General features: G+C 66.8%; 7 protein-coding genes and 1 pseudogene. 3 read left to right on the top strand and 5 right to left on the bottom strand.

The genetic code is table 11. The features are described from left to right. Positions 1-251, bottom strand: a pseudogene (locus G154_RS06455) (HNH endonuclease); the annotation flags it as partial. 160 nt (positions 252-411) lie between these two features. Beyond that, positions 412-1,236 (bottom strand): alpha/beta fold hydrolase, encoded by an 825-nt coding sequence (locus G154_RS06450; RefSeq protein WP_019512548.1) that lies wholly within the window; start codon positions 1,234-1,236, stop codon positions 412-414. Between the two features lie 194 nt (positions 1,237-1,430). Here G154_RS06450 and G154_RS06445 point away from each other — a divergent pair, with 194 nt between their 5' ends. Further along, positions 1,431-2,840: a xylulokinase gene (locus tag G154_RS06445; protein WP_019512549.1), complete on the top strand. Its 1,410-nt coding sequence runs from the start codon at positions 1,431-1,433 to the stop codon at positions 2,838-2,840. Here G154_RS06445 and G154_RS06440 read toward each other — a convergent pair. From G154_RS06440 to G154_RS06430, 3 genes are read right to left on the bottom strand one after another with little or no spacing between them, the layout of a single operon-like run. Beyond that, entirely contained in the window at positions 2,837-4,753 is a 1,917-nt protein-coding gene (locus G154_RS06440) for an acetoacetate--CoA ligase (protein WP_110807378.1), read from the bottom strand. The genes G154_RS06445 and G154_RS06440 overlap by 4 nt on opposite strands. After that, positions 4,750-5,568: a 3-hydroxybutyrate dehydrogenase gene (locus G154_RS06435; protein ID WP_019512551.1), complete on the bottom strand. Its 819-nt coding sequence runs from the start codon at positions 5,566-5,568 to the stop codon at positions 4,750-4,752. Before G154_RS06435 ends, G154_RS06440 begins: the two co-directional genes overlap by 4 nt. Next, positions 5,565-6,920, bottom strand: coding sequence for an MFS transporter (locus G154_RS06430; RefSeq protein ID WP_023986346.1), 1,356 nt, complete (start codon positions 6,918-6,920; stop codon positions 5,565-5,567). The genes G154_RS06435 and G154_RS06430 overlap by 4 nt, the downstream gene beginning before the upstream one ends. 35 nt (positions 6,921-6,955) lie before the next feature. Between G154_RS06430 and G154_RS06425 the strand changes: the two genes are divergently transcribed. Further along, positions 6,956-7,894, top strand: a complete 939-nt coding sequence (locus tag G154_RS06425; RefSeq protein WP_110807374.1) for a LysR family transcriptional regulator — start codon at positions 6,956-6,958, stop codon at positions 7,892-7,894. Positions 7,895-7,961: 67 nt separating this feature from the next. Next, positions 7,962-8,951 carry a hypothetical protein gene (locus tag G154_RS06420; protein ID WP_019512554.1) on the top strand — a complete coding sequence of 330 codons (990 nt, stop codon included), beginning with the start codon at positions 7,962-7,964 and terminating at the stop codon, positions 8,949-8,951. Positions 8,952-8,998 lie beyond the last annotated feature (47 nt).

The following is an 8,998-nucleotide window of genomic DNA, read 5'->3' as shown; positions in this document are numbered from 1 at the left end:
ATGCGCATCTGGGCACTGGCAGCGCGCGGGCTGAGAGTGCAGGCCGCACTGATCTCGGCCTTGGCCAGCGCCCATCCGTCGATCAACCTCAACGCCGACGACTCGTCCTCGTCCTCGCAGTGCCGTGCGGTCACTTCGGCGATCGCGGCCAGCCGCCGGGCCGCCGCAGCCGCCTCAGCGCGGGTGGCATCGGTGACCTCGGCGATGAGCTCCTCATCGCTCAACTCCGACAGCCCCGACCGCTCGAACATGTGTTCTACACTACCCGCGCACCCCGGCGGGGCAAGGCCGATCGAGGCGCCTGTGGATAACTCCATCAGCCCTGTTCAGGAAGCCAAATCAGCGAACAGAACGGGCAAAATCATCGGTTGCCGGCGCGGGTCGTTGCCTCACTGAAAATGCGCGGCCGGTTCAGGACTGCAGGAACGACAGCAGGTCTGCGTTGATGACATCCGCGTGCGTCGTCGGCATGCCGTGCGGGAAATCCTCGTAGGTGATCAGCGTGCCGTTCTGCAACAACTCGGCCGACTTCGGACCGGCCGCAACGTAAGGCACGATCTGGTCGTCGCGGCTGTGCATGACCAGTGTGGGCACCGTGATCTTCTTGAGGTCCTCGGTGAAGTCGGTCTGGGAGAAGGCAACGATCCCGTCGTAATGGGAGAGTGCGTCACCCATCATGCCCTGCCGCCACCAGTTGTCGATGATCGCCGGATCCGACTGCGCGCCGGGACGATTGAACCCGTAGAACGGACCCGACGGCAGCGCCCGATAGAACACCGAGCGGTTGGCCGCCAGCTGTGCCTGCAGGTCGTCGAACACGCTCTTGGGCAGCCCTTCGGGATTGGCCTCGGTCTGCACCATGAGCGGCGGCACCGCGCTGATCAACGCGGCCTTGGACACCCGACTCTCGCCGTGGCGGGCCAGATAGCGCACCACCTCACCACCACCGGTGGAATGTCCGATGTGGATCGCGTCGCGCAGGTCGAGATGGTCGGTGAGCGCGGCGAGGTCATCGGCGTAGTGGTCGAGGTCATGCCCGTCCGGCGTCTGTGTCGACCGCCCGTGCCCACGGCGGTCGTGGGCGATGACCCGGTAACCGTGGGATAGGAAGAACAGCATCTGGTTGTCCCAGTCGTCGGAGGACAACGGCCAGCCGTGGCTGAAGACGATCGGTTGCCCGGATCCCCAGTCCTTGTAGAAGATCTGCGTACCGTCACCTGTGCTGAGAGTGCTCATGACAGATCAGCCTGCACCTTCGCTCGCCGGAAGTCGTTACCGCTAGCCGCCATTGTGCCCGTATGTCGGCATCCATGCCCGGAATCAATTCGACACCGTCGAGCGACGGTCGTCGTTCCAGCCCACGGGACTGATCTACCCTTTGTCTTTGCGCGAACGCACGATGAGACGTGGGCTCCCCGGAAGGTTCTGACATGGCAGGTTCACACACGACGCTGGTCGCCGGAATCGATTCGTCCACGCAATCGACCAAGGTGGTGGTCTGCGATGCGGCGACCGGTGCGGTGCAGCGCACGGGCAGCGCGCCGCACCCCACCGGTACCGAGATCGACCCCCAGCACTGGTGGCATGCGCTGCAGTCGGCCATCCAGGCCGCGGGGGGTATCGGCGATGTCGCGGCCATCTCGGTCGGCGCGCAGCAACACGGCATGGTCTGTCTCGACGATTCCGGTCGTGCCGTGCGGGATGCCCTGTTGTGGAACGACACTCGGTCCGCCGACGCTGCCGACCAGCTGGTCGCCGAGCTCGGCGGCGCTTCGGCGTGGGCGCAGCGCGTCGGGGTGGTCCCGGTCGCGTCATTCACCGCGGCCAAGCTGCGCTGGCTCGCCGACCACGAATCCCGCAATGCCGATGCAACAGCGGCGGTATGCCTGCCGCACGACTGGCTCACCTGGCGACTGAGCGGGTCGCAGGACATCGCCGATCTGCGCACGGACCGCAGCGACGCCAGTGGGACCGGGTACTTCTCGGCTGCCACCGGCAGCTACGAGTACGACCTACTCGAATGGGCCCTTCGCGGCCGGCGGCCGGTGGTACCCGCCGTGCTCGGCCCGCGAGACGGCGCGGGCACGACGCCCGATGGCGCGGTGTTGGGCCCCGGTGCCGGCGACAACGCCGCCGCGGCACTGGGATTGAGCGCCACGGTCGGTGACTGTGTGGTGTCGCTGGGTACATCCGGGGTGGTCAGCGCCGTCGGTACGACGCCAGCCCACGACGGCGAGGGTATCGTCGCCGGGTTCGCCGATGCGACCGGCAGACACCTGCCGCTGGTGTGCACCCTCAACGGCGCGCCCGTGCTCGCGGCGGTGGCACGGATGCTCGACGTCGATTTCGACGAGTTCGACCGACTCGCGTTGTCGGCACCCGCCGGCGCCGACGGGTTGGTGCTGATTCCGTACTTCGATGGTGAGCGCTCCCCCAACCTGCCCGATGCGGCCGGTGCGCTGCACGGTGTCACCACGCGAAACCTGTCTCCTGCCAATATCGCTCGGGCGGCCGTCGAGGGTCTACTCGGCTCCATGGCCTACTGCATGCAGAAAATCGCGGGCCAGGGAATTCCGACCGAGCGCATCATCCTGATCGGCGGCGGGGCCCGCTCGCAAGCGGTGCGGCAGATCGCCCCCGCGGTGTTCGGCACGACCGTCGACGTGCCCGAGACCGGCGAGTACGTCGCGCTCGGCGCCGCACGTCAGGCGGCCTGGGTCCTGTCCGGCCGAGAAGAACAGCCGAAGTGGGACAGCGGGTCGACCTGGACCTACCGGGCGGACCCCACACCGGGGGTCCTGGACCGCTATATGCACCTGCAGGAACTCACGGTGCGCTAGCGGCGCTGGGCGGCATACCAGTCGAGCAGGTCCGGATTGTCGACGGCGCTGCGCTCGACCACCTTTGACACATCGGCACCCTGGAACAGCTTCTTGATCGGCACCTCGAGCTTCTTGCCCGTGCGCGTGTGCGGGATGCCGGGCGCGAGGATGACCTCGTCGGGTACGTGCCGCGGTGAGACCTCGGTGCGGATGGTCTGCTTGATCTTGTCGACCAGTTCGTCGGTCAACGACACCCCGTCGGCAGGCACCACGAACAGCGGCATCCAATAGCCGCCGTCGGGCTGCTCGGCACCGATCACGAGGGCCTCGGCGATCTCGGGCAGCCGCTCGACGGACTGGTAGATATCCGCGCTGCCCATCCGGATTCCGTGCCGGTTCAGGGTGGAATCGGACCGGCCGTGCACGATGACGCTGCCGCGTTCGGTGATGGTGATCCAGTCGCCATGCCGCCAGACACCGGGGAACATGTCGAAATATGCGTCCCAATACCGAGATCCGTCGGGATCATTCCAGAATGACACCGGCATCGACGGTAGGGGTTTGGTGATCACTAGTTCGCCGACCTCACCACGGACCGGTGTACCCAACTCATCCCAGGCATCGAGCGCCGCGCCGAGGAACGGCACGGACAGCTCCCCCGGCCACACCGGCACCGTGCGCACCCCACCGATGAACGCCGACACCACATCGGTACCACCACTGATCGAGGCGACCTGCACGTGTGCCCCGAGATTGTCACGCATCCACAGCGCCGTCGACGCCGGTAACGACGATCCGGTGATCCCGACGGTGCGCAGGGCGCGCAGGTCATGGTCGGCGCGGGGCACTGCTCCGGCCTTGGCGCAGCTCAACACATAGCCGGGGCTGGTACCGAGCACCGTGACGCCGAGCCGGGCGGTCATCTCCCACAGCGCATCCGGGGTCGGGTGCGACGGGCTGCCGTCGTAGCAGACGATGGTGGCGCCCACCAGCAGGCCTGCGACCTGGAAGTTCCACATCATCCAACTCGGGCTGGTATACCAGAAGAAGGTGTCCGTGGGCCCGATATCACTCTGCAGGGCAACGGCTTTGAGATGTTCGACCAATACGCCACCGTGGCCGTGCACGATGCCCTTGGGCAGCCCGGTGGTCCCGGAGGAGAACAGGATCCACAGCGGGTGGTCGAATTCGACCTCGGTCGTCCGCAGCTCGGCATCACCGGCGGTGACGGTCGCGAAGTCGAGCTGCCCCTCGGGTGTCGGCGCCAGCCGGGACACCGAGATGGTCGCGGTCAACGAGGGCAGTCCGGCTCGCAACTCGGCCACATCGGCACTCTTGTCGTGGGTCTTACCCCCGAACCGGTAGCCGTCGGCGGTCACCAGCACCACCGGCTCCAGTTGACCGAGCCGGTCCAGCGCGGCTTTGGCCGAATAGTCCTGGCCACAGGCGCTCCACACCGCACCGATCGAGGCGGTACCGAGAAAGGCAACGACCGCCTCGGCGATATTGGGCAGGTAACCCACCACGCGGTCGCCCGGCCGCACCCCGAGCTCGGCGAGCGTGTTCGCGAAGGCAGCTGTACGACTGAGCAATTCGGCCCAGGAAAGCTCGGTGACAGCGAAATCCTCGCCGAGACTCAGGATGGCGGGCCGGTCGGTGCGGGCCTGCCGGGCGATCTGGTCGACATAGTTCAGGCGCACACCTGGGAACCAGACCGCGCCCGGCATCGAGTCATCGGCCAGGACCTCGCCGGGGATCTCACCGAGGTCGAAATAGCGCCACAGCGCGCCCCAGAAGGCCTCGGGTTCGTCGACCGACCACTGCCACAGGTCGTGGTAGTCACCCTCGTGTCCGGCGGACCGGGCAAAGGCGGTGACCTGTGCGTCGGCGATATCGGCTGCTGTCGGTTCCCACTGGGGCTCGGGGCTCACCGGGCGCTCCACCCACCGTCCATCGTGTACGACGCGCCGGTGACCATGCCGGCCCGATCGGAGGCCAGCCAACCCACCAGCGAGGCCACCTCCTGCGGTTCCACGAGACGTTTGATGGCGCTCTCCTTGAGCAGGATCTGCTCGACGACCTGCTGCTCGTCGATACCGTGGGTGCGGGCCTGATCGGTGATCTGCTTGTCCACCAGCGCCGTCCGCACATATCCGGGGTTGACGCAGTTGCTGGTCACCCCGTGCGGGCCGCCCTCCAGCGCGGTCACCTTCGAGAGCCCTTCCAGCGCGTGCTTGGCCGTCACATACGCGACCTTATATTCGGAGGCCCGAAGTCCGTGCACCGACGACAGATTGATGACGCGGCCGAATCCGGCCTCGTACATGTGCGGCAGCGCCGCCCGGATCAGTAGGAAGGGCACCTCGGTCATCAACGTCAGCAAGGTGCGGAAGGCTTCCGGCGGGAACTCGGCTATCGGCGCCACCCGCTGCACGCCGGCGTTGTTGACCAGGATGTCGACATCCAGGCGAAGACCCTCGAGACCGGACACGTCGAGCAGATCGACCGGCCATGCGGTGCCGCCGATCTCGTCGGCCAGCGCCTGCGCCCCCTCGGCGTCCCGATCGGCCACGGTCACCTTCGCGCCGCGGGTGGCCAGTTCGCGGGCGCACGCCGCACCGATACCGGCGGCCGCCCCGGTGACCAACGCGGTCTTTCCGGACAGGCTCGGCGCAGGCTCGCTCAGTGCCGTTGATTCGCTCGCAGGCTCGCTCAGTGCCGTTGATTCGCTCGCAGGCTCGCTCATGCCCGCGCCCCGGCGATGTCCCGGGCGTCGGCATCGTCGAGCGTCTTGAGGTCGATGCCCTTGGTCTCCCGGGTGACCAGTGCGGCCAGGAACGAGACACCGCATGCCAGGCCGAGATACACCGCGATCGGCACCGACGAGTCGTAGATGTCGAGCAGTTTCACCGCGATGATCGGCGCCAGCGATCCGGCGACGATCGAGGTGACCTGATAGCCCAGCGAGACACCGGAATAGCGCATCCTGGTGGGGAACATCTCGGACATGATGGCCGGTTGCGGTGCATACATCAGCGCGTGGATCATCAGGCCGATGGTCACCGAGGCCGTCACCACCGCGTAGTTCCCGCTGTTCATCATCGGGAAGGCGAAGAAGCCCCACGAGGCCCCGAGCAGCGCGCCCACGATGTACACCGGCCGGCGACCGTAATGGTCGGACAGCTGGCCGACCAGCGGGATGACCGCGAAGTGCACGGCGTGCGCGAAGAGCAAGTACCACAGGATGGTGCTGGTGTCGGCGCCCACCTGGGTTTTGAGATAGGTGATGGAGAACGTGACCACCAGGTAGTACATGATGTTCTCGCCGAACCGCAGACCCATGGCGGTGAAAACACCTCGGGGGTAACGCTTGAGCACCTCGACGACCGACAACGAGCTCGCCTTGATGCGCTCGGCCTCCTGCTGCGCCTCGACGAAGATCGGCGCATCGGTGACCTTGGTGCGGATGTAGTAGCCGACCAGCACCACCACCGCCGACAGCCAGAACGCGACCCGCCAGCCCCAGGACAGAAACGCGGCGTCGGACAGTGTGGTGGTCAGGACCAGCAGCACGATGGTGGCGAGCAGATTGCCCGCGGGCACACCGGCCTGCGGCCAACTGGCCCAGAATCCGCGCTGTCGGCTGGGGCTGTGCTCGGCCACCAGCAGGACCGCACCGCCCCATTCGCCGCCGACGGCGAAGCCCTGGATGAACCGCAGTGTCACCAACAGCGCAGGCGCCCAATAGCCGATCTGGCCGAAGGTCGGCAGGCAGCCCATCGCGAAGGTGGCCGCGCCGACCAGCAGCAGACTGAACTGCAGCAGCTTCTTGCGACCGTACTTGTCGCCGAAATGGCCGAAGACGATGCCGCCGAGCGGGCGGGCGACGAACCCGACGGCGTAGGTGACGAACGCGGCGAGAATGGCATCGAGTTCACTGCCGGTCTGGGCGAAGAAGACCTTGCTGAAGACCAGCGTCGCGGCCGTGCCGTAGAGGAAGAACTCGTACCACTCAACGACCGTTCCGGCCATCGATGCCGTAACGACGCGTTTGAGCCCGGTGGTCGGCTGGGGAGAATTGTGATCGGCAGCACACATAGGCCTGAGTATTCATGCAGGTAACACCGCACACAATGACCAGAAACGCACCACTTATCTGCAAAAATGCAGATATGTCCGTGCCGAGCGCCGATGATCTGCTGATCCTGCTGGCCGTCGGACGCACCGGACGCTATGTCAGCGCCGCCGATCAGCTCGGCGTCAACCACACCACCATTTCGCGGCGGATCGCCGCGCTCGAGCAGGCCATCGGTGCACGCGTGCTCACCCGCGTCGGGGCCGGCTGGGAGCTGACCGACCGCGGTCGTGAGGTGCTCGCCGCGGCCGAGGCGATCGAAGCCGCGGTGCGCTCGCTGGCCGACGCCGACGGCGGGCCGCGCGCGCTGGAGGGTGTCGTGCGCATCTCGGCCACCGACGGATTCAGCGCCTATATCGCCGCACCGGCCGCAGCGGAGGTGCAGCGCAACCACCCCGGTGTGTCGGTCGAGATCGTGGCGGCCACCCGTCGGGCCAGTCAGCAACGGGCCAGCGTCGATATCGAGATCGTGGTGGGCGAGCCAACCGTGCATCGCGCACAGGCCATCCGGCTCGGTGACTACTGCCTCGGGCTGTACGGCTCACGGCGCTATCTTTCCGAGCACGGCACCCCGCGCGAGGTCGGCGAGCTGACCGGACATCCGTTGGTCTACTTCATCGACTCCATGCTGCAGGTCGACGAGTTGGACCTGGCCGCCAGCTTCGCCCCGGCGATGCGGCAATCGGTGTCCTCTACCAATGTCTTCGTGCACGTCGAGGCGACCCGGGCCGATGCCGGCCTCGGTCTGCTGCCGTGCTTCATGGCCGATCGACACGACGACCTGGTCCGGGTGCTGCCCGCCGAGGTGTCGGTGCGGCTGACCTACTGGCTGGTGACCCGCGCCGAGACGTTGCGCAGGCCCGAAGTCGAGGCGATCGTCGAGGCGATAGGCGACCGCGTGCGCGAGCACGTCGACGTACTGCTGGGCACGGTATGAGCACCGACGTCGCCGTTGTATGGGATTGCGTTCCTGCCAACCACTCTGGGATGGCATTCTTACGGCGATGGCAATTGGGCTGAGCAAAGACACCAAGAGCACGCTGGTCAAGCTTCTGGCCGCGGCCGCGCTGGTCGCTGTCCTGCTGGGCGGCTTCGCAGCCTGCCTGTACACCGTCCGGGACAGCGGTGGTGAGCAGGCGGCGAGCAAGACCGGTCCGGCATTGGAGGGCACCTTCAAGGTCGACATCGGTCCGACCGCGACACCGGACGGTAAGCCCGTCGCCGGCACGGCCCGTACCGAGACGTGGGTGGCGCGATCGGTCTGCAAGGGCACCGACTGCGTTGCCACGGTGGCCGTGGTGAATCCGCAGGACGCCGCCGGAGCGCCGTTGTACACCATGGTGTTCGACTACCTCGACGGTGATTGGCTTCAGGTGCGCGAGGCCCCCGACAAATGCAAGGTCGGTGATGTCGACACCGATGTCCAAGGGTGGACAGTCATTTCGCTGACACCGCAGCTCGACGGTTCGATGAACGGCGAGTACACCTGGGCCACCGCGCCCGCCCTGTGCGCGAACAAACGCGCCATCCACCTGACCCCGACCACCGGGTCGGGAGTCGGCGTCACCGCACCGGATCCGGCCTCGGAACCGCCGCTGCGTCCAGCACCCGGCGCGGCTCTGCGCGGTGTCTACACCTACTCGCAGACCTACCGGGAGACCGGACAGACCTTCCCACCGCACGACTACAAGGCGACGACCTATTGTCTGCGCACGGGCGACCGGTGCGTGAGCCTGATGTCGACGATCGACACCAACAATCTCTTCGTGATGCTCTACGGTGACGGGCGTTTCAGCGCCAGCTTCCCGGAGGGCGACGCCGAGTGCACCGATGGCGTCGGCAAGGTTCGGCAGACCTCGCGCGACGACCTGCCGTTGCCGCAGGGTCCGCAGAACCCCATCGTCGCGCTGACGGGCACCTCGTTTCAGGAGTACATCGGCGACTGCCCGGCGAAGGTCGAACTCGACGTGAAGTTACAGCGGGTGGGCGACTAGAGGGTCAGAGCGTCCCGGGCGAGCGAAGCGACGGGATTACAACGTCC

The organism is Mycobacterium sp. VKM Ac-1816D, assembly GCF_000416385.1.
GTDB classification, from domain to species: Bacteria; Actinomycetota; Actinomycetes; order Mycobacteriales; family Mycobacteriaceae; genus Mycobacterium; species Mycobacterium neoaurum_A.
The sequence above is the reverse complement of the archived record's forward strand: the minus strand, read 5'-3'. Positions and strand labels throughout refer to the sequence as shown.